This is a genomic window from Acinetobacter sp. TAC-1 (assembly GCF_029025845.1).
GTDB lineage: Bacteria > Pseudomonadota > Gammaproteobacteria > Pseudomonadales > Moraxellaceae > Acinetobacter > Acinetobacter guillouiae.
Genome location: NZ_CP118892.1, coordinates 3461406 through 3482108, shown reverse-complemented (window position 1 = coordinate 3482108; position 20703 = coordinate 3461406). Strand labels below are relative to the sequence as shown.

The window sequence follows — 20703 nt, the reverse complement described above, 5'->3', positions numbered from 1 at the left end:
TCATTTAAACCATTTATTAAAATTCATTATTATACATATACAAGTGTATTTTATTTTTTATTATGCATTTTTTATGTGAAATATCTCAAGATTAAAATAATTTAGAGGTGCTATTTAAAACACAGCTATTGGCATAATATTTGTTTTTTTTGTGTTTTGATCATTCTTTTATTGTCTTAATTTGTGTTTTAATTTTTAATTAAAATGTGGATTTTAATAATTATTTATTATAAGGGTAGATGATTATTTCTCTATGTTTTAAATCATTTATATGTTTTATACATATTTGTTTTTCTAAAAAATACTGAATATAACTGTTATTATTTGAAGAGGGCTTATTGTGCGGACTTATGCATACTTCAGAATTGATGAATTCTCAATGGATGAATTTAATTATGCTGACTATATTCTTGGATATGGTTATGAAATACCGAAAAATAGGCTTGTATTTGAACAGGTGAAAATAGGCATACCCCTAGATTTTAGGCATAAACTTATAAATTTGATTAACTATACACTGGAAAGCGGAGATCTTTTATTAATAGATGGAATAGATTCTTTGGGAAGTGATTTCAAAGAGATATATTCGAGTGTCAATTTTATTTTTAAAAAAGGAATACGTTTAGTTTGTTTGGAATTTTCAAAGAAGGAGATTAAAGGAGATATAAAAAAGATTTTTTTTCATTTTCTAAAAATCTGTTCTGATTTCGATGGGAAGCTTCAATCGAACAGAAAGATTGGTAATAAAAATATAAACAAAGTAGGTCGGCCAGAAATTTTGAATAAAACCCAGAAAGATGAGGTTTTAGAAAAATTTAAAAATGGACAGAGTGTCTATTCTTTAGCTAAGCAGTATTCGGTTACAAGAACAGTCATTCAAAGACTACTTTCAAAATCATCAGACAATGTTATTCGTGAGGATTAAATGAATATGAACGTTAAAATGAATAACAAGGCTAAAACAAGTAGATTGGTTGTGGCAAAACAAATGAGCAATCTGGATAAGATATTCGTTGTTCAACTCAAATATTATCTCAATAATAAGTCGAGAGTTATTGATGACGCCAATGAAATTGAAATTAGCTCTGTAAACGGATTGATTGATTATGAAATTCACAAAATCGAACATGAGGAAAAGAAAATCATTTTTCTATATGGTTCTAGTCCATATGTTATAGATTTAAAAAATTAATTTTTTAATTAATCTTTTGGATATGAAAAGTTAAGTACTTTTAAGTTTGATGTTATGGTTAATCTTTTTAAATTTATTCTGATTTTTATAAAAGTAAAATAATAAAATTTAAAATACTTGCTAATAAATATTTTGGGTTTTTAAGTTTTAATTTAGAGCGATTTTATTTTAGATAAAGCTTTTTTAACTTAAGCTATAGTGTGATTTATGGAATAAATTGGCTATTATTTTGTATAAAAGGGTTGTTTGGTTTTTATTTTAAATTGGTTTAATTTAATTCAGGTGGTTCTGGTTGGAGTTTATCTTTAAAAGAGATGGGGTTTATGCCTGAATGGTATTTCAAAAATCAAAATATTAAAAGTGCTTAAATTTAAATTATGATGAATTTTTTTTTTGTTTATGCTGTGTTTTGTTGAAAAGGGATAAAAATCATTTTAAAAATATTGGTATTAAGCCATTTAGGTAGTATTAAAGTGATGCTTAATTTGTTTAAAATGGTTGGAATAGAAGTGTGAGTAAATAGAATGGTGCTTATTAAAAAACGACACAAAATGTCGTTTAAAATAAAAAATAGGTTGGAAATATCGAGACTTTCAATTAAATTGTTTTTATAAAAACTTTATGACCACTAATAATATGGAACAACTTAACCCATCAGACTTAAAAGCTATTCTTCATTCAAAAAGAGCCAATCTCTATTATTTAGAACATGCACGAGTGATGCAAAAAGATGGCCGTGTTTTATATCTAACCGAAGCAAAAAGTGAAAATCAGTATTGGAATATTCCCATTGCCAATACGACAGTGATTTTGTTGGGAACTGGAACGTCGATCACTCAGGCTGCAATGCGGATGCTCTGTAGTGCAGGTGTTTTGGTCGGTTTTTGTGGCGGTGGGGGTACACCTTTATTTTCAGGCAGCGAAGTGGAGTGGTTAACGCCACAAAGTGAATATCGTCCAACTGAGTATATGCAAGGCTGGATGAGCTTTTGGTTTGATGAAAAAAAGCGTTTAGATGTGGCCAAACAATTTCAGGTTGCGCGGGTTGAATATATTCGTAAAGTTTGGGTAAGAGATCGGGACTTACAAGCAGAAGGATTCTATTTAGATGATCAGGATATTCAACAGGCTTTAAGTGGTTTTGAAAAGAAGATTCCCAATATGACCAAAGTTGGTGATTTACTTCTTGCAGAAGCTCAGACCACCAAGCAGCTTTATAAAATCGCTGCAACACGTTGTAAACTCAAATTTGAACGAAATGCTGAATATGGTGATTTAGCCAATGACTTCCTCAATCATGGTAATTATTTGGCCTATGGTTTGGCTGCAACCACACTTTGGGTCTTAGGCATTAGTCATTCATTTGCAGTCATGCATGGTAAAACTCGGCGAGGTGCTTTGGTTTTTGATATTGCTGATTTAATCAAAGATGCAGTGGTACTGCCATGGGCATTTATTTGTGCCAAAGAAGGCTTTAAGGAACAAGACTTTAGAGCCTTGTTATTACAGAAATTTACCGAGCATAAATGTCTTGATTGGATGTTTGATCAGGTGAAATTACAAGCTTGCAGAAATCATGATGAAAAGGATCAAGCATTATGATTGTAACCTTCATTTCCCAATGCGAAAAGAAAGCACTGTCTCGAACGCGTCGTGTATTGGATGCATTTGCCGACCGAATTGGTGATAACACTTGGCAAACGGTGATTACCGAAGATGGTTTAATTGCAGTTAAAAAGCTGCTTAGAAAAACAGTGACTAAAAATACAGCGGTGTCTTGCCATTGGATTCGAGGGCGACGTCGAAGTGAGCTATTGTGGATTGTTGGGAATAGAAATAAGTTTAATAGTGAAGGCATAGTGCCTGTGAATAGTACACAGAAAAGTTTACAGCCATGGAAATCATCGCATCTATGGCAGAATTTAGAATTAGTTGCTATTGCATCAGGTATAGCAGGTTTATTTCATGATTTTGGTAAAGCTAATGCTTTATTTCAGGCAAAGTTAGATCCAGAAATTAAAACTGAAAAGGGCTATGAGCCCTATCGACATGAATGGATTTCATTAAAGCTATTTGAATTATTTGTAAAAAATAAAACAGATGAAGAGTGGACAGAGAAATTATCTAAGTTATCGTTTGAGTCTGAGAAAGAATGGCTTTGTAAATTAGATGAAGTAAAAAAAATAACCACATTGGCAGAAACACTTGATAGTCTTTCATCTTTTGCACAATTGATTGCATGGTTAATTGTAACGCATCATCGTTTACCGATATTTCCATTTTTTGAAAATGATCCTCCCTCATTCAGCCATGAGAATTTGTCTCAATCTTGGTTAAATGCGTGTGATATTAAATGGAATTCTCCTAATTTTGTAAAATTTGATTGGACAAATCAAGAAATTGAAAAAAACTGGAGTTTCCCTTTTGGCTTACCTGTTCGTAGCCGAGAATGGTGTAATAAAGCACAATTATTGTCAAAACGTGCGACTAACCAAATCGTTAATATTAAACAGTTTGATTGGCTCAATGATCCTTTAACCATGCATTTATCGCGCCTAATTTTGATGATGACTGATCATTGGTATTCTGCTCAAGGTGCAAAACTAGAATGGCAAGATAATCACTATACCGCCTATGCAAATACAGACAAACAACGAAATTTTAAACAAAAATTGGATGAACATAATTTAGCAGTTGGTTTTTATTCATATATTCATAGTCGTAAGCTTCCGCAGTTTATTTCTGAATTGCCTGAGTTAGGAATAAATCGAATTTTAGATCGAGGATTTGAAAATGCAGATCCTGTATTAAGTAAATGGCAAGATGAAGCTGTAAAGCTATGCAAAAAAATAAATATTCGTAGTAATGAGTGCGGATTTTTTGGCATTAATATGGCTTCAACAGGCAAAGGTAAGACAATAGCAAATGCTCGAATGATGTATGCGTTATCTGACTCTGAAAAAGGTGTACGTTTTAGTATTGCTTTAGGGTTACGTACACTGACAACACAGACTGGGGATGCTTTAAAACAAAATTTGAAACTCGATGAAAGTGATATTGCAACAATTATTGGTTCAAGTGCAATTCAACGCTTACAACGAGCAATGCAAGGGAATAAATCGCTACAAGAACAAAAACAAATTTTAGAAGATTTAGAAAAAACTGAATTTGCGATGCGTGGTAGTGAAAGCCTTGAAGATACGGAAGAGCATTTTGAGATTGAATATCCGGATATTAACCCTGAAAGCTTATTAAAAAATTGGTTTGAGAAAGATCCTAAAATTCAAAAATTATTGCATGCACCTATACTGGTGAGTACGATCGATTATCTTATACCTGCGACAGAAAGTTTAAGAGGCGGACGGCAAATTGCACCAATTTTAAGATTATTAAGTTCTGATTTGATTCTGGATGAACCTGATGAATTTGGACTTGATGATCTTCCTGCTTTAGCTCGTCTAGTGAATTGGGCGGGTTTACTGGGTTCAAAAGTATTGCTATCAAGTGCAACGATTCCACCTGCAATGGCATTTGCACTCTATGAATCGTATTTGGTAGGGAGGCAAAAATATCAACAAGCTATGTTCGGGCATAAAAACTCAAAGCCGATTGTTTGTGCTTGGGTTGATGAATTTTCAGTAAAAACTTTAGAAACGTCTGATGTGCCTGAATTTTGTAAAACTCATAATGTTTTTGTAGGAACTCGGATAAAGCACTTAATTGATGAAAAGTACATTTTAAGAAAAGCTAAAATTTTGGAAACTCAGGAGGGGCAAAGCATCCAAGAAAAAGTAGCTAATACTTTAATCAAAGGAGTTCAGGAGGCGCATTTACACCATCATCAAGTAAATGATAATGATATAGAAATTTCTGTAGGCGTTATACGTTTTGCAAATATTAATCCGTTAGTCAACATCTCCCAAAGATTAATGAATTTGGCTTTAGATAATGACACTATGCTTCATTATTGTGTTTATCATAGTCAATTTATTTTAGCACAACGTTCAGCAATTGAAGAAAAACTTGATCGAGTTTTAAATCGTAAAGATGAGAAACAAATTTGGTTACAACCTGAAATTCAAAAAGCAATAAAAAATGCACCATCAATTAAAAAACATATTTTTATTGTTCTTGCAACATCAGTCTGTGAAGTCGGACGAGATCATGATTATGATTGGGCGATTGCAGAACCAAGTTCAATGCGTTCATTAGTGCAGTTAGCAGGGCGCATTCAACGTCATCGTAAACAACATGTTAAACATGCTAACCTATTTATCCTGAATCAAAATATTCGTGCCTTACAAAACAGTGAAGTTGCTTTTACCAAGCCAGGGTTTGAAGGAAATAAGAAAAGTAATCGATCTTTAACAAAGGATAAAGAAATAAAAAATCTACTTTCTTTGGAACAATATCAATACATTAATGCTATACCTAGTATTCGTTTTATACAGCCACCGAAAATCACAAATCTACCTGAATTTAAAAATTTGGTGACTTTAGAACAGACAGCCTATGCGATGACTTTACTTGGAGCACGTGAGGAAAAAAATCATGCACGCTTGTGGTGGCGTAATCCGCTTTCTTGGAGTGGAGAATTGCAAAGAAGGCAACCTTTTCGACAATCGACTTTAGAAAATCGTTTTTATTTGGTTCCAAATGGAATGGGGAAACTACAATGGAATACTTATGATGATCAAATTAAAGAATTTACGGTGGTTGATTGTATTAAAAAATATCAGAATTTAAAACTACATCAAAATTGCAAGGTTTGGTTTAATGCAGATGAGAGTGAACGTTATCAAGAAATTCAGGACGTTTTGGACAGTTCGCAAAGAAATGTGATTTTGAATTATGGTGAAGTATCTTTGCCAAATCTCAAAGAGGGATCAACTGAGCAATATTACTATCATCCAGTTTTAGGCATTTTTTTAAATAAAAAGTTATAGGAAATTAGAATGAATGTAGAAATTGTACATGCAAGTATTGAAAGTTTTTTACGGCAACGTATTGATAAAAAAATTGAAGACGAAAGGAAAAAGCTGAAAGATGATTTTACAACAGAGCATCTTTCTAAGATTTATAGTGATCATGAAATTGTTTCATGGATGAATTATATTGCTGATAATGCTAGTAAAGTAAGTTTAAATGTAAGCCATGTTGCAAAGTTGACACATTCTAGTAATAAAGCAATTAATTTGGTGGATAGTATTCAACAGGAAAAATATCTATACCTATTGACTACACAAGCTGCAAATATAACTGCATTGGATAGTGCTTATACAGATGCAAGTTATGCACCTGTAGCAGAATTTCTTGGTTTTCGTGTGGAGAACACTGAAAAAGATTTAGGTCAATTTCTAGCTGAAAATGAACTTTATTTTAGTAAAATATCAGATCAAGTCAATATAAGAAAAAGTTGGCAAACAAAGATAGCAGAAGCCTATAGCGCAAAAAAATTAAGCAGTCATGTATTGGCTAAACAGGTATATATACCAATTTCTCAAGCGCAATATCATGTGATTTCACCAGTGAAATCGAGTGCTTTAGCACATAAAGTTTTTGAAATTATTTCGCAGAGTCGATCGAAAAATAATCCAATTAATTTGGCGCGAAAACAAAATATAATACATGAAGGGGTGTATATCAGATTTTCCAAACCTGCTTTTTTGAGTGTGACAAAAAGTAATCATCAGAATGCTTCAAAATTGAATAGTACACGTCGTGGCGGGCTATATTTTTTTCAAGCACTTCCTCCACAGTGGAAAACAAATGTATTACCACCTAAAAATGTAAAGCAATTTTTAGCACGTTGTAAAAATACAGATAGTATTGAGGTTTTTAAAGAAATTAAAGATTTATTGTTTGTGCTAAAAAAAGAAAATTTAACGATTAATTTAAATCGCAAAAATATTTTAGGAGAAAAAGTGGTATCAATTGCTGATGAGGTGATCCACCAAATTTTATTTATTGAGCAAAGCTATATAGAAGGATGGTCTAAACAATTTGATGTAGAGGATTATTTACGTGCTTTTTTAGATCCAACACAAATTGGTGATATTTCAAAAAATGAAAATAAAAACTATGTAGATGAATTTACAGAACAAGTTGCAAAATGGATTAGTCAAAATGTTGGAGATAAATATGAATCGCGCCAATTAAAAGCGATTTGGTTTAGTTATTTGCAACCAATATTCAATGATTTTTATAAAATTTTGCAGGCGGAAGAATAATTATGACTTCATATATTTTATTAGAAAAAATCAAGGTTGAAGATGCTAATTGTATTGCAGGTATCACATATGGTTTTCCTGCTATCACTAATTTTCTAGGTTTTACACATGCTTTGTCTCGTAAATTTAATGCTGAATTTGGGGTTGAACTAAGTGGTTGTGCGATTTTTAGTCATGAATATATTTTAAGAACAAATGAACAATATGATGTTCGTTTTATTCAAAGTAAACGTCCCCCAGTAACCTTACAAGGGCAAAAGTATCGAGCAGAAGCGAATAAGATACCACCAATTATTGAAGAAGGTAAAATGGATCTAACGGTATCCTTACTTTTAGAATGCCAAGAAACTTTATCAAGTGTTGACGCAGAAAAAGAAGAATATCGACAATTGCTCATCAAATGGATCTATCAAGCAAGGTTGGCAGGAGGATCTATTCAGCAGATCGAAAATATTAGCTTTTGGAGCACAGCTTCTAAGTTAAATGCTTTGAAACGCAAGTTATTGCCAAGTTTTGTTTTATTGGATGCTCGACAGGAGCTTCAACAACACGTCGAAAATAAGAGAAATATAGATCCAAATTGTAAGTTATTTGATTTGTGGACAGACTTTTTCGCTTATAAAGCATCAGCTCATCTTCAAGAAGATGGAAAAACAGAATGGATACGTCAAGAAAAACCTAATCTGCGGGGGTGGTTTATTCCTTTAATGATTGGTTTTAAAGGAATTAGCCCTTTATATGATGGGCATGAAATTGAAAATAACCGAGATCCGAATTATCCATTTCGATTTGTTGAATCCGTTCATGGTATTGGGGAATGGCGAAGCTCACACCGAATAGATCAATTAGATACTTTGATATGGAAATATCATATTGAAGATGAATGGTATTTATGCCAACAGAATTTAACGAATATAGAAAAACAGGAAGAAATTGAACAACCAAAACCTTTATCACAACAAAATGATGAATTTGATTTTAATCTAATCTAAAAAAGGACGTATATAAAATGGCTAAAAAACCTAAATCAGCAACTGAAAGTGCAAAAGTTCCAAGTGTTTTAGCATTTAACCGTAAAATTGAACCCTCGGATGCTTTAATGCAAGCAGGTTTATGGAGCAATCGAGATCAAGTTTCAACATGGAAAAATATTGATCTACATCAAAAGCGTAACCGTGGTACAAAAAGCCAATACGGTGTGCCTGATGCAGAAAAAACAGATCCAAACTTAGTTTGGGGAGATGATGCTCGGTTACCATTTGATGCAGACACGTTGAAAGTTTTTTTTACAGTAAAATTTTTAGGTAACATTGCTGAACCGACAACACACAATAGACCAGAGTTTGAAAATAAGCTTAATGAAAAATTTCAAGAATATAGTGAAAAAATTGGTTTCTTAACTTTGGCTCAGCGTTATATTTACAATTTAGTTAATGCACGTTTCTTATGGCGTAATCGTTTAGGCGCAGAAAAGATTTCTATCCAAATTAAAAATAGTGAAACTGGAAAAATTTGGAATTTTGAAGATGCTTATCAATTTGGATTGAATACTTTTGATTCAATTCAAGATTCTCAATTAATGGAGATTGCAAATTTAGTATCAAACAGCTTTAAAGAAGATCACTATTTATTATTGGAAGTTACCGCCTTTGCAAAAGTAGGTGAAGGACAGCACGTATTTCCTTCACAAGAAATGGTTATGGATCCCCCTAAAGGTCAGAAATCTAAATATTTATATGAAATTAAAACAAAAGAGGGATTTTGTGCAGGTATCCACTCTGAGAAAATTGGTAATGCAATTCGAACTATTGATAATTGGTATGTTGATGAAACAAATGATTTGAAACCAGCAATTGCGATCGAACCATACGGTTCCGTACCGAATCGTGGTAGAGCGTATCGAATAAACCAAACTGATTTTTATACGTTACTTATTAATTGGTTAGAAGACAAAGAAATTCTTGAAGATGATCAACATTTTATCGTTGCTAATTTAATTCGTGGCGGTGTATTTGGTGGGAATGATTAATGTCCAAATTTTATCAAGAAATCACACTGATTGATCAGGCTGAGATTTCGCCATATTTTCTTTGGTCAAAAATCTATACCCAGCTGCATATCGCTTTTGCTGAACAGACGGATGAGCAGCAAAAGATCCGTTTTGGTGTATCTTTTCCTCAATATGTTTACGAGAAGATAGAAGGCAAGAAATCTCGTATTGGTATTGGTAAAAAAATACGCATATTTGCCCAATCAGAAGCAGCACTGGAAACGTTGAATATAAGAAAATGGTTAGATCGGTTTCCTGATTATGTGCATATCACAGGTGTGCGGCCTGTTCCTGAAAAAGTAACGGGTTACGCAGTTTATAAACGTAAACAAGTTAAAACCAACGCTGAGCGTTTGGCTCGCCATCGAGAGAAAAGAGGGGATATCGGCTTTGACGAAGCATTGAGCCGTTATCTTCAAGTAGTGACAACAACTGATTTACCTTATGTACAGATGCTAAGTTTAAGCACATCGGATGAACAAAATAAAAAGCATTTTAAGCTATTTATAGAAAAGCAAATCACTGAAAAATCTGAAACTCAGGTTTTTAGTACGTATGGGTTAAGTTCTGTGTCTACAGTACCCGAATTTTAACCCAATATTTTTTCACTCTTTAACAGTTTAATAAAATCAATAAGTTATGATTGTGGGTTAAAACTTTGGTCTTTTATAGGTTTTTAGTCTTAACTCACTGTTATAACTTTATTTTTTGTTTTTAAATTATAGTTCACTGCCGAGTAGGCAGCTTAGAAAATCATGAGAATCAATTTCTGATTCATCTTCAAGTTCACTGCCGAGTAGGCAGCTTAGAAAACCACGGATGAACCCACTTAAGGGATGGTTGTGTTCACTGCCGAGTAGGCAGCTTAGAAAAGTTTTTTCGTTGACAGACTTAACCGGTGCATGTTCACTGCCGAGTAGGCAGCTTAGAAAACGTACCGAAGATGACAGCGCAGCGAGCTTGAGTTCACTGCCGAGTAGGCAGCTTAGAAATACTAAGAACAAGCTACTTACATCAATCAATTGTTCACTGCCGAGTAGGCAGCTTAGAAAGCTAATCCTAAAAATATTGTTAAAAAAGCTGTGTTCACTGCCGAGTAGGCAGCTTAGAAAATCGTAAAAAGCCGCATCTTCTGAGCGCTGGGGTTCACTGCCGAGTAGGCAGCTTAGAAATTGGGCAAATCTATAAGACTGACTGTAATTACGTTCACTGCCGAGTAGGCAGCTTAGAAAAATACTTATTACCTAATGCATCATGAAAGACTGTTCACTGCCGAGTAGGCAGCTTAGAAAAGAATCCCTAATGCACTACCAATGCTTATTAAGTTCACTGCCGAGTAGGCAGCTTAGAAATGACTGGTACGAAGAACCACAGAGTCAGTTCAGTTCACTGCCGAGTAGGCAGCTTAGAAAGCCCCAGTAAACAGTCGAGTCATAACGTTTATGTTCACTGCCGAGTAGGCAGCTTAGAAACTCCTCGATAAAATTGCCTTCAGCATCGAAAAGTTCACTGCCGAGTAGGCAGCTTAGAAAATACAAAGATACTGTGAAGATTCTGGAACATTGTTCACTGCCGAGTAGGCAGCTTAGAAATTGAGTTAATTGAGGCGGGTAAGGTAAATCTTGTTCACTGCCGAGTAGGCAGCTTAGAAAAAAGCTCATTGACAACGATGATTCACCGGCTTGTTCACTGCCGAGTAGGCAGCTTAGAAAATGACTTGATCTGAGTTAGTGCCAATTCAAGCGTTCACTGCCGAGTAGGCAGCTTAGAAAATTTGGATAATCCAATCTGCTTGAATTTCACGGTTCACTGCCGAGTAGGCAGCTTAGAAAGACTTGAAGATTACTCATTGTTGCTCCCCCCAGTTCACTGCCGAGTAGGCAGCTTAGAAATTGAATATCCATTGCAACATTACGATCACAGAGTTCACTGCCGAGTAGGCAGCTTAGAAAGTTGAATGAACCACTTGTATATCCCGATGGGCGTTCACTGCCGAGTAGGCAGCTTAGAAAGTATGTAGAGGGAATTCTTGAAGCAGATAAATGTTCACTGCCGAGTAGGCAGCTTAGAAAGTTTGAATTTACTGAATCTGCAACAGCATTTAGTTCACTGCCGAGTAGGCAGCTTAGAAAAGTCCTCACACCTTGCCTTAAACCAATTTTTAGTTCACTGCCGAGTAGGCAGCTTAGAAAGTATGTAGAGGGAATTCTTGAAGCAGATAAATGTTCACTGCCGAGTAGGCAGCTTAGAAAACAAAAAAAAGGATTCTCTAAAATCGAATAAAGTTCACTGCCGAGTAGGCAGCTTAGAAAGTCCTAAAATAACTCGTATTGATTACGCATTCGTTCACTGCCGAGTAGGCAGCTTAGAAAAACAATTGCCAGACTGGTACGAAGAACCGGTAGTTCACTGCCGAGTAGGCAGCTTAGAAAGAGCTGCTGCTAAGTAACTCAATAAGAAGAGGGTTCACTGCCGAGTAGGTAGCTTAGAAATTTATCCACATTGCCACTGTGGGGATCACTATGTTCACTGCCGAGTAGGCAGCTTAGAAATTATCAGGCATGAGAATGTCCAGGACTTTTGAGTTCACTGCCGAGTAGGCAGCTTAGAAAAATAATGATTGAGATCGCTTGATCTATACCCGGTTCACTGCCGAGTAGGCAGCTTAGAAAAATACGTTCACCAGACATTTGCTCAACAAGAAGTTCACTGCCGAGTAGGCAGCTTAGAAATTTCAGTATTACAACCATATTCAGCAAAAAATGTTCACTGCCGAGTAGGCAGCTTAGAAATCAAACAGATAATGAAGCAACCCTCTTAGTGTGTTCACTGCCGAGTAGGCAGCTTAGAAAAGTCAATCGGTGATGGAAGAACACCCTCAATAGTTCACTGCCGAGTAGGCAGCTTAGAAAATGAAAATGGAATGGTCTGTAGTCCAAGATTCGTTCACTGACGAGTAGGCAGCTTAGAAACTTAAAAAGTCAAACCTCGATGCTCTATCAGCGTTCACTGCCGAGTAGGCAGCTTAGAAAGATGTGTATTGTAGTCATATTGCACCTGTCTAGTTCACTGCCGAGTAGGCAGCTTAGAAAGCAGCAGCCAGTTGTGCTTCGGGCAGTTGATCGTTCACTGCCGAGCAGGCAGCTTAGAAAACATTAGCTACACCACCTAATAATATATTAGTGTTCACTGCCGCATAGGCAGCTTAGAAAAAAATAAGGAAGGATTAAACCACCACATTTACGTTCACTGCCAAGTAGGCAGCTTAGAAAGCTGATGTAGAGCGTAAAACACTACCCGGACAGTTCACTGCCAAGTAGGCAGCTTAGAAATAAATTCACACCATTGAATGGTACAGTGGGGCGTTTACTGCTACATAGGCAGCTTAGAAAGAATGCACAAACGATTCTTGAAGCAATTGATGAGTTCACTGCTGAGTAAGCAGTTTAGAAAATGTGTTCAGCGGTAAAAGTGGTCTTGGTTTCTGTTAACTGCCAAGTAGGCAGCTTAGAAATATCGAGTCAATCCCGATTCAGGGTTGGAAGAGTTCACTGCCGAATAGGCAGCTTAGGAATGTGCAAGAATTCTATAAAACGAAATATATTGGTTCACTGTAGCGTAGGTATGGGTAGGATGTTTGGTCAGTTGAAAAGATGATTTTGATATTAAAGAAATACATTATAGGTTGAACTTTATTTTTGCTTATTTTATATTTAGATAAATTGAACAATATTTGTTCTATTTATCTAAGGAGAGGTTAAAAAATGTCTAATAAATCGATGCATGTTGTGTCAAATCCAAAAGGTGGTTGGGATATTAAACAAAGTGGAGGAGAAAGATCATCTGGTCATTTTGATACAAAACAAGATGCGATTGATCGTGCTAGGACTATTAGTGAGAATCAACAAACTGAGTTAGTTATTCATAATAAAGATGTAAAAATTTCACAGAAGGATAGTCATGGAAAAGATCCATTTCCCCCTAAAGGATAATAGTACTTTCTACTAAATTAGTAGCTTAGAAATATAAAGTATTCCTTTATAGGTTTGTTTACTGCCATATAGGCAGCCTAGAAAATAAAGATTGGCAGCAACAAAAAATCTTGTTTAGTTGATTGTGGAAAGGTTTGGGATTGCAGGTTGGTTAGAAATATTTTTTAAAATAACTTTGAGGTTGTTGAATTAATATAACTCTGGGGTTATATTTTACTCATCAAGACAGATGGAGCTGAAATGAAAAGTCTGGAATTGATTAAGATGATTGAAGCAGACGGTTGGTATGAGGTTAGGGTTAAAGGTAGTCACCACCATTTTAAACACCCCACCAAAGAAGGTCTGGTCACAGTACCTCACCCTAAAAAAGATTTACCAACTGGAACTGTTAAAAGCATTTTAAAGCAAGCAGGTCTTGAGTGACCCACTGCATCCAAACTTCATTTTCTCCAAAAGAGGTGAGTATGTTATATCCAATTGCAGTAGAAAAAGGCTCGAATGATGAAGCCTATGGCGTGATTGTTCCTGATATTCAGGGATGTTTCTCTGCGGGTGATACTTTTGAAGAAGCATTAAGCAATGCGAAGGAAGCAATTGCAGATCATTTGGAAATTTTAGCAGAGGATGGCAAAAATATTCCTTTGGCATCAGAAGTAAGTAAATTTCTTAACGATGAAGAGTTTAAAGGCTTTATCTGGGCAGTTGTAGAAGTTGATGTGAATCGTTATTTAGGTAAGGCTGAAAAAATTAATGTCACCTTACCAAGTCGCTTGATTTATCTCATTGATGATAAAGTGGGTAAAGATAAGCAGTACAAATCCCGTTCTGCATTTTTGGCAGCTGGTGCTGAAAAAATATTGCAAGCTTCATCATAGCTAACCAAAAAGACCCACTCAATTGAGTGGGTTTCTGAATATTTAAAGAAAAGTGAATGAGTATTAAAACCAAGGCTTTAGAAGGTATAAGATTTTTGAAAGACCTCTGTTTACTGCCACATAGGCAGCTTAGAAAAGACTGCAGGTAAATTTCTAAGTTCATTTTCAGTTCACTGCCACATAGACAGCTTAGAAATATTATGGCAGTAATACTCGCAAGTTGATTTTGTTCACTGCCGCATAGGCAGCTTAGAAAGCCACGATCAGGATGATTTTTAAATGCTAGTTGTTCACTGCCACATAGGCAGTTTAGAAATGTTCAAGAGTTTTATGAGCCGAAATATATAGGTTCACTGCCGAGCAGGCAGCTTAGAAAATCGAGGACGTACGAACTGACCTTGTAGAGATGTTCACTGCCACATAGGCAGCTTAGAAATGGCTATTTAAATAGTCGTCGCCATTGGTAACGTTCACTGCCACATAGGCAGCATAGAAAAGATGCAAAATATCATCTTTGAATGACCCAACGTTCACTGCCGAGTAGGCAGCTTAGAAATGTAGACGGTTTCTACCATCACAGTCGTGCTAGTCCACTGCCATACAGGCAGCTTAAAAGAAGCCAACACAACACATATTAATATGTTAACTATTTCACATTTTAATTGGGAAAAATATTTATATGATTTTTAACATTAAAAAAGTTGAATGTTGTATAGAAAAATAAAAATATTAATTCCTTAAACTCATATATAAACATCATCATTGGGCATCTTAACTGGGCGATTTGTCAAACATTGGTCAGTGGAAATTCTAAATTTAAGCGAAATATCAATCAGTAACATAGTCGTTAAAGCATTGCTACTCCTCGGTCTTTGGGCGTTGTAAGGGGGGCGATGGTGAGTTGTGATATCGCTGTTTTTTTGCCTGAATTTCAAAGCAAATTTTCTTAATCAAATGACATAAAACGATGATTTATACTCATGTGACTAATTTAAAATTTACGATGAAATAACGTGAATTTTGTTTTATGTAAAAAATTTACAAAAAAAAATATTTTAAATAAAACTGAAATATGAATGTAATAAATATTTAATATATTGAAATTTATAATAAAAATATTTTTCTCAAAAAATACAAATTTATATACACTTGTATCTATTTTATACACAAAGTGTGACTTTGTTTACATTTTCATCTCAGTGTGCATAATACCCATCGATCTAAACGAATCATTTTTTTGTCTGTATAGGATACTTGGTATGAAAAATACTTTTTTAGCAGCATCAGTTTCAATTTTAGCAATGTCTAGTGCTTTTGCAGCAGACGGCACAATCACAATCAATGGTCTAGTAACTGACAAAACTTGTGATATCGTAACTCCACAAGGTAAAGATTTCACAGTAACGCTTCCTACAGTATCTAAGCAAACTCTTGCTAAAACTGGTGATATCGCGGGCCGTACGCCATTCACAATCAACTTGGCTAACTGCTCTGAAGGCAAAGTTGCAACTTATTTTGAACCAGGTTCAACAGTTGATTTTGGTACTGGTCGTTTAAATAACACAGATGCAACTGGTGCGAAAAACGTTCAAGTTCAATTGTTAGGTTCAAATAACCAATTCATTCCTGTACTTGCTGCGGGTGCTTCTGGCGCGCAAACTAACTCTCAATGGGTAGATGTTGCGGACAAAGGTGCAGCTGATCTTAATTACTATGCTGAATATTATGCAACTGATGCATCTGCTGCTGGTAAAGTAACAACGTCTGTTCAATATACTATTATCTATCAATAATTTTTTATTGAATGGTACGGAGCTAGGTTGTCTAGCAACCTAGCTCTTTTACTTTATTTTAGATATAGAGATAATCGTTATGTTCTTGAATCATTCCTTTCTTAAAAAAGGTTTACTCGCATTTTTAATTCCGTTTGGTGCAGCGAATGCTGAAATCATCATTCATGGTACTCGTGTTATCTATCCATCTGATGCACGTGAAATTACTTTACAGGTAAGTAATAACGGAAATAATCCTGCATTGGTTCAAGCATGGATTGATGAGGGAGATGCGAAATCTACGCCAGATCAATCGAAAGCGCCTTTTATGATTACACCGCCTATATCGCGTGTGGAAGCTAAAAAAGGGCAGTCTTTACGTATTACCAGTTTGCCAAATGCAAATGAGTTAAGTAAAACTCAAGAAACGCTTTTTTGGTTAAATATTCTCGATATCCCACCAAAACCTTCTGTGAAAGATCAGAATGTTGTACCAGATAACTTTTTACAACTTGCGATTCGATCGCGTATTAAGTTTTTTTATCGCCCAGCTGGACTTAAAGAAGATGTCGCTTTGGCACCTGAAAAACTACAGTGGAGCAATAACGGTACTCAGTTAACCGTAAAAAACCCAACACCATTTCACATTACCTTGACTTCTATTATGCAAGATCAATCAGGCAAACGCGTTGATTTGATTTCACAAGGTTTAATGTTGAAACCATTTTCTGATGGAACGGTGAGTTTAAAAAATTCCAATGTCGCTAAGATGACCTTTACCACAATCAATGATTATGGTGGTCGTGTAGAGCGAAATATTAAATTTTAATAGATTGAACAAGTCTTTAAATTTCTTCAATGCAAGAAATTTAAAGCACCTTCGCAATGATGATTTAATCATTTCATTTATCTGAGAGTAAGCGAGTAAAAAAACCTATTCATTTGTTGATAGGCAGACTTCTTTATGCAAAAAAATGAACAAAGCTACAAGTGGATCAAGCGACATATCAGTTACTATGTGGCTTGTGGGGTTATTACGCTCAGCATTCCTGCTTTAGTTAATGCATCTGAAACTGACTTAAAAGAGGCTGAAAAGTCTCCGACTGCTGCAGAAGCAGAATTTGATTCGGCTTTTTTAATTGGCGATGCCAAAAAGATAGATGTAAATCGCTTTAAATATGGCAATCCTGTGTTACCAGGTGACTATAATGTGGATATTTATGTCAATGGTAACTGGTTTGGTAAACATCGTATGGTGTTTAAAGCGACTGAAAATAATCAAAATGCGTTTACCTGCTTTAGCTCAAACCAATTATTAGAATACGGCGTTAAAGCAGACGTGTTAAAAAAAGGCGAAAGCTTTGCTTTGACAGGTTGTCAGAAAATCGAACAGTGGGTTGAAGATTCGTTTTATGAATTTGATACTTCACGTTTACGTGTCGATATTTCGATTCCACAAGTTGCGATGCAAAAAAATGCGCAAGGCTATGTCGACCCTAGTGTTTGGGATCGAGGGATCAATGCTGCATTTCTTTCTTATAATGCCAGCGCATATAAAACATTTAATAAAACCCAAGGTGGCCAAGAAACCACCAACGCATTTACTTCGATAACTGCTGGTGCAAATTTGGCTGGTTGGCAATTGCGCCATAATGGTCAATGGCAATGGCAAGACCGCACCACCACAGATAATCAATCTAAATCAAGCTATGACGCGATTAACACCTATGTGCAACGCGCATTCCCGCAATACCGTGGTGTATTGACTTTAGGTGAAAGCTTTACCGATGGTGAAATCTTTGATTCATTTGGTTATCGTGGTTTCGATTTTTCCAGTGATGACCGTATGTTACCCAACAGTATGATTGGTTATGCACCTCGTATTCGCGGTAATGCAAAAACCAATGCCAAGGTTGAAGTACGTCAGCAAGGTCAGTTGATTTATCAAACGACTGTTGCACCGGGTAGTTTTGAAATCAATGACCTCTATCCAACAGGATTTGGTGGTGAACTCGAAGTTTCTATTTTAGAAGCCAATGGTGAGATTCAACGCTATTCAATTCCTTATGCATCTGTTGTACAAATGCTCCGTCCAGGAATGAGCCGTTATTCTGTGTCAATGGGTCAATTCCGTGATAAAGATATCGATCTAGATCCTTTTATTGTACAAGGGAAATATCAACGCGGTATCAATAACTCGATCACGGCTTATGGTGGTGTACAGTTCTCAGAAGACTATTCAGCAGTGACATTGGGCAGTGCTTTTGCAACACCTATTGGCGCAATTGCACTTGATGTAACGCATTCACAAGCAGATTTTGAACGTCGCAAAAGTGAAAGTGGGCAAAGTTTCCGTATCAGTTATAGTAAATTAATTACCCCAACAGATACCAATTTGACCTTGGCTGCATATCGTTATTCTACAGAAAACTTTTATAAGTTACGTGATGCAATATTGGTACAAGACCTTGATAATAAAGGTATTAGTTCAGCTCATGTAGGTAAGCAGCGCAGTGAATTTCAGATCACCCTGAATCAGGGTTTACCACGTGATTTTGGCAATATTTATGCAACAGGTTCGTGGGTAGATTACTGGAATCGTCAGGAAACAACCCGTCAGTATCAAGTGGGTTATAGCAACAACTACCGTGGTTTGACTTATGGTTTGTCAGCAATTAAACGTATTGTTGAAAATAATGCTACAAGTATCAGCAATAGTGATACTGAGTATATGTTGACCATGTCCTTACCACTTTCATTTAAGAAAAGCTCAGCGAACCTCAATTCGATTATGACGCAAGATAATGCGACTGTCGGTGTGAGTGGTGTGGTTGGCGATCGTTTTAACTATGGTACATCTGTATCGACGCGCTATGGTGATAATCCGAGTGCCAATTTAAATGCTCAGTATCGTACCAACTACGCGACTGTTGGTGGTTCATTCAGTGCTGCTGATGGTTATCAACAAGCCATGTTGACTGCACGTGGTAATATTGTTGCTCATCCTGAAGGTGTCTTGTTTGGACCAGATCAGGGGCAAACCATGGTGTTGGTATATGCACCTGAAGCTGCTGGTGCAAAAGTGAATAATGCGACAGGTTTAAGTATCAATAAATCTGGTTATGCGGTGATTCCATATGTAACCCCATATCGTTTAAATGACATTAGCCTTGATCCTCAAGGAATGTCGACAGATGTTGAGTTAGATGGTACAAGTCAGCGTATTGCACCCTATGCAGGTTCAATTTCACAAGTGAGTTTTGCGACGAAAACTGGTAAAGCAATTTATATTCGCAGCAAAAAACAAAATGGTGAAACTTTACCTTTTGCAGCAGAAGTATTTGATACAAAAGGTGAAAATATTGGAATGGTTGCGCAAGGAAGTATGGTTTACTTAAGAACCAATACTACTGCAGACTCTGTTACAGTGAAATGGGGCGAAAATGCTAACGAGCAATGCCACATCCAATATGATGTTTCTGCGCAAGCAGCAGACAAAAAGCAAAATATGATTATGGCGGAAGGTGTATGTCAATGAACGGTAAAGTTTTAAATCGTATTCTCTTGCTCATTGCTGGGACTGTGAGTTCAGGGACATATGCTGCATGTATACCAGATCGTGGTTTCTCTACTGTTGATGTGAGCATGGCAGTAGGACGTGTTGTGGTGAGACCAAGTGACCCTGTCGGAAAGGTTTTACGCAAAGCCTCTTTTCCAATTAGACCCAATGGTTCGACGTATAGTTGTGGTAGTTATGGCACACTTGGTGCTGTTTTAACTCAAAACTATTCACTTAGCCCTATCGGTAATTCGGTTTATAACACCAATATTGATGGAATTGGTATTCGCTTATACCGTGAAGCGCCAACAGCTCCTGGTTTTGCCGATTATTATCCTTATACACGAAGTGCGAGTGGCAGACGTGTTTTGGCAGAAGGTTTTTTTATTGTTGAAATTGTTAAAACGGCGACATCAACAGGATCTGGCGCACTGGTTCCAGGCACATATAGTAGTTATCGTTCTGGTGAACGCCAAAGCCCACCTTGGTTAACCAGTACGGTATATGGGAATGCGATTACTATTGCGTCTTCTTCATGTGAAATATTGGGAAATATTAATAAAACCGTGACACTGCCAACGGTAAATAAGGTTGATTTTAAAGGTGTCGGCTCAACGCAAGGTGAGCAAGCCTTTGATCTCAACATTTTGTGTAATGGTGGTAAAAACCCGAGTGGTTATGAAGAAAGCAATAAAATCAGCCTAAGCTTTGATTATGATGCGGTGAGTAGTAGCACTCAAAATGTACTTGCAAATACAAATACCGCAGGAAGCAGTGCATCAGGTGTTGGCGTACAATTGCTTTCACAATATAAAAATTCGAATAAAGTGATTGCCAAAAATGACAAGCTGGAATTAGGTACGTTAAAGTCAAATGATAATATTCAATACAATGTGCCAATGACTGCGCGTTACTATCAGACTGCAACCAAAGTGATGCCTGGAAAAGTCCGAGCTATGGCAACCGTCACAATTGAATATGATTAATTGACGTGAATCATATTTTTTAAAATTATTTTTTTATTTATTGATTG

General features: G+C 36.0%; 15 protein-coding genes and 1 CRISPR repeat array. All 15 genes read left to right on the top strand.

Annotated features, from left to right (window positions below):
• Nucleotides 1-379 precede the first annotated feature (379 nt).
• The 15 genes from PYV58_RS16165 to PYV58_RS16095 all read left to right on the top strand — a co-directional run bounded on the left by PYV58_RS16165 (nucleotide 380) and on the right by PYV58_RS16095 (nucleotide 20656).
• Entirely contained in the window at nucleotides 380-925 is a 546-nt protein-coding gene (locus tag PYV58_RS16165) for a recombinase family protein (protein WP_227504288.1), read from the top strand.
• Complete coding sequence (locus PYV58_RS16160) at nucleotides 926-1192, top strand: hypothetical protein (RefSeq protein WP_004819816.1); 267 nt, start codon at nucleotides 926-928, stop codon at nucleotides 1190-1192.
• 636 nt (nucleotides 1193-1828) lie between these two features.
• Complete coding sequence (gene cas1f, locus PYV58_RS16155) at nucleotides 1829-2794, top strand: type I-F CRISPR-associated endonuclease Cas1f (protein WP_034617993.1); 966 nt, start codon at nucleotides 1829-1831, stop codon at nucleotides 2792-2794.
• Entirely contained in the window at nucleotides 2791-6138 is a 3348-nt protein-coding gene (gene cas3f / locus PYV58_RS16150) for a type I-F CRISPR-associated helicase Cas3f (RefSeq protein WP_034617991.1), read from the top strand. The genes cas1f and cas3f overlap by 4 nt, the downstream gene beginning before the upstream one ends.
• Before the next feature lie 9 nt (nucleotides 6139-6147).
• The gene (locus PYV58_RS16145) at nucleotides 6148-7422 is read left to right on the top strand and encodes a type I-F CRISPR-associated protein Csy1 (protein WP_034617989.1); all 1275 of its coding nucleotides are present in this window, start codon (nucleotides 6148-6150) and stop codon (nucleotides 7420-7422) included.
• A gap of 2 nt (nucleotides 7423-7424) precedes the next feature.
• Nucleotides 7425-8414, top strand: coding sequence for a type I-F CRISPR-associated protein Csy2 (csy2, locus tag PYV58_RS16140; RefSeq protein WP_034617987.1), 990 nt, complete (start codon nucleotides 7425-7427; stop codon nucleotides 8412-8414).
• 17 nt (nucleotides 8415-8431) lie between these two features.
• Nucleotides 8432-9451, top strand: coding sequence for a type I-F CRISPR-associated protein Csy3 (csy3, locus tag PYV58_RS16135; RefSeq protein ID WP_034617985.1), 1020 nt, complete (start codon nucleotides 8432-8434; stop codon nucleotides 9449-9451).
• Complete coding sequence (gene cas6f / locus PYV58_RS16130) at nucleotides 9451-10065, top strand: type I-F CRISPR-associated endoribonuclease Cas6/Csy4 (protein ID WP_034617979.1); 615 nt, start codon at nucleotides 9451-9453, stop codon at nucleotides 10063-10065. Before csy3 ends, cas6f begins: the two co-directional genes overlap by 1 nt.
• Before the next feature lie 131 nt (nucleotides 10066-10196).
• A CRISPR array of direct repeats spans nucleotides 10197-13046; the repeat unit is 28 nt; unit sequence GTTCACTGCCGAGTAGGCAGCTTAGAAA.
• Nucleotides 13047-13236: 190 nt separating this feature from the next.
• Nucleotides 13237-13464, top strand: a complete 228-nt coding sequence (locus PYV58_RS16125; protein ID WP_034614024.1) for a DUF2188 domain-containing protein — start codon at nucleotides 13237-13239, stop codon at nucleotides 13462-13464.
• Between the two features lie 240 nt (nucleotides 13465-13704).
• Nucleotides 13705-13887, top strand: coding sequence for a type II toxin-antitoxin system HicA family toxin (locus PYV58_RS16120; RefSeq protein WP_034614022.1), 183 nt, complete (start codon nucleotides 13705-13707; stop codon nucleotides 13885-13887).
• A 41-nt stretch (nucleotides 13888-13928) separates the two neighbouring features.
• Nucleotides 13929-14339: a type II toxin-antitoxin system HicB family antitoxin gene (locus PYV58_RS16115; RefSeq protein ID WP_034614020.1), complete on the top strand. Its 411-nt coding sequence runs from the start codon at nucleotides 13929-13931 to the stop codon at nucleotides 14337-14339.
• Nucleotides 14340-15598: 1259 nt separating this feature from the next.
• Nucleotides 15599-16132 carry a fimbrial protein gene (locus tag PYV58_RS16110; protein WP_004819818.1) on the top strand — a complete coding sequence of 178 codons (534 nt, stop codon included), beginning with the start codon at nucleotides 15599-15601 and terminating at the stop codon, nucleotides 16130-16132.
• 79 nt (nucleotides 16133-16211) lie between these two features.
• Nucleotides 16212-16940 (top strand): fimbria/pilus periplasmic chaperone, encoded by a 729-nt coding sequence (locus tag PYV58_RS16105; protein ID WP_034614018.1) that lies wholly within the window; start codon nucleotides 16212-16214, stop codon nucleotides 16938-16940.
• 135 nt (nucleotides 16941-17075) lie between these two features.
• On the top strand, nucleotides 17076-19649 hold the full coding sequence (locus PYV58_RS16100; protein ID WP_034614016.1) for a fimbria/pilus outer membrane usher protein: 2574 nt from the start codon (nucleotides 17076-17078) through the stop codon (nucleotides 19647-19649).
• Nucleotides 19646-20656, top strand: coding sequence for a fimbrial protein (locus PYV58_RS16095; protein WP_035370891.1), 1011 nt, complete (start codon nucleotides 19646-19648; stop codon nucleotides 20654-20656). The genes PYV58_RS16100 and PYV58_RS16095 overlap by 4 nt, the downstream gene beginning before the upstream one ends.
• Nucleotides 20657-20703 lie beyond the last annotated feature (47 nt).

Bases quoted from the DNA above. Each gene is read 5' to 3' on its own strand.
- cas1f (WP_034617993.1), top strand. From the start codon at position 1,829: ATGGAACAACTTAACCCATCAGACTTAAAAGCTATTCTTCATTCAAAA.
- csy3 (WP_034617985.1), top strand. From the start codon at position 8,432: ATGGCTAAAAAACCTAAATCAGCAACTGAAAGTGCAAAAGTTCCAAGT.
- PYV58_RS16165 (WP_227504288.1), top strand. From the start codon at position 380: ATGGATGAATTTAATTATGCTGACTATATTCTTGGATATGGTTATGAA.
- PYV58_RS16105 (WP_034614018.1), top strand. From the start codon at position 16,212: ATGTTCTTGAATCATTCCTTTCTTAAAAAAGGTTTACTCGCATTTTTA.
- PYV58_RS16160 (WP_004819816.1), top strand. From the start codon at position 926: ATGAATATGAACGTTAAAATGAATAACAAGGCTAAAACAAGTAGATTG.
- cas6f (WP_034617979.1), top strand. From the start codon at position 9,451: ATGTCCAAATTTTATCAAGAAATCACACTGATTGATCAGGCTGAGATT.
- PYV58_RS16125 (WP_034614024.1), top strand. From the start codon at position 13,237: ATGTCTAATAAATCGATGCATGTTGTGTCAAATCCAAAAGGTGGTTGG.
- csy2 (WP_034617987.1), top strand. From the start codon at position 7,425: ATGACTTCATATATTTTATTAGAAAAAATCAAGGTTGAAGATGCTAAT.
- PYV58_RS16120 (WP_034614022.1), top strand. From the start codon at position 13,705: ATGAAAAGTCTGGAATTGATTAAGATGATTGAAGCAGACGGTTGGTAT.
- PYV58_RS16115 (WP_034614020.1), top strand. From the start codon at position 13,929: ATGTTATATCCAATTGCAGTAGAAAAAGGCTCGAATGATGAAGCCTAT.
- cas3f (WP_034617991.1), top strand. From the start codon at position 2,791: ATGATTGTAACCTTCATTTCCCAATGCGAAAAGAAAGCACTGTCTCGA.
- PYV58_RS16110 (WP_004819818.1), top strand. From the start codon at position 15,599: ATGAAAAATACTTTTTTAGCAGCATCAGTTTCAATTTTAGCAATGTCT.
- PYV58_RS16100 (WP_034614016.1), top strand. From the start codon at position 17,076: ATGCAAAAAAATGAACAAAGCTACAAGTGGATCAAGCGACATATCAGT.
- PYV58_RS16145 (WP_034617989.1), top strand. From the start codon at position 6,148: ATGAATGTAGAAATTGTACATGCAAGTATTGAAAGTTTTTTACGGCAA.
- PYV58_RS16095 (WP_035370891.1), top strand. From the start codon at position 19,646: ATGAACGGTAAAGTTTTAAATCGTATTCTCTTGCTCATTGCTGGGACT.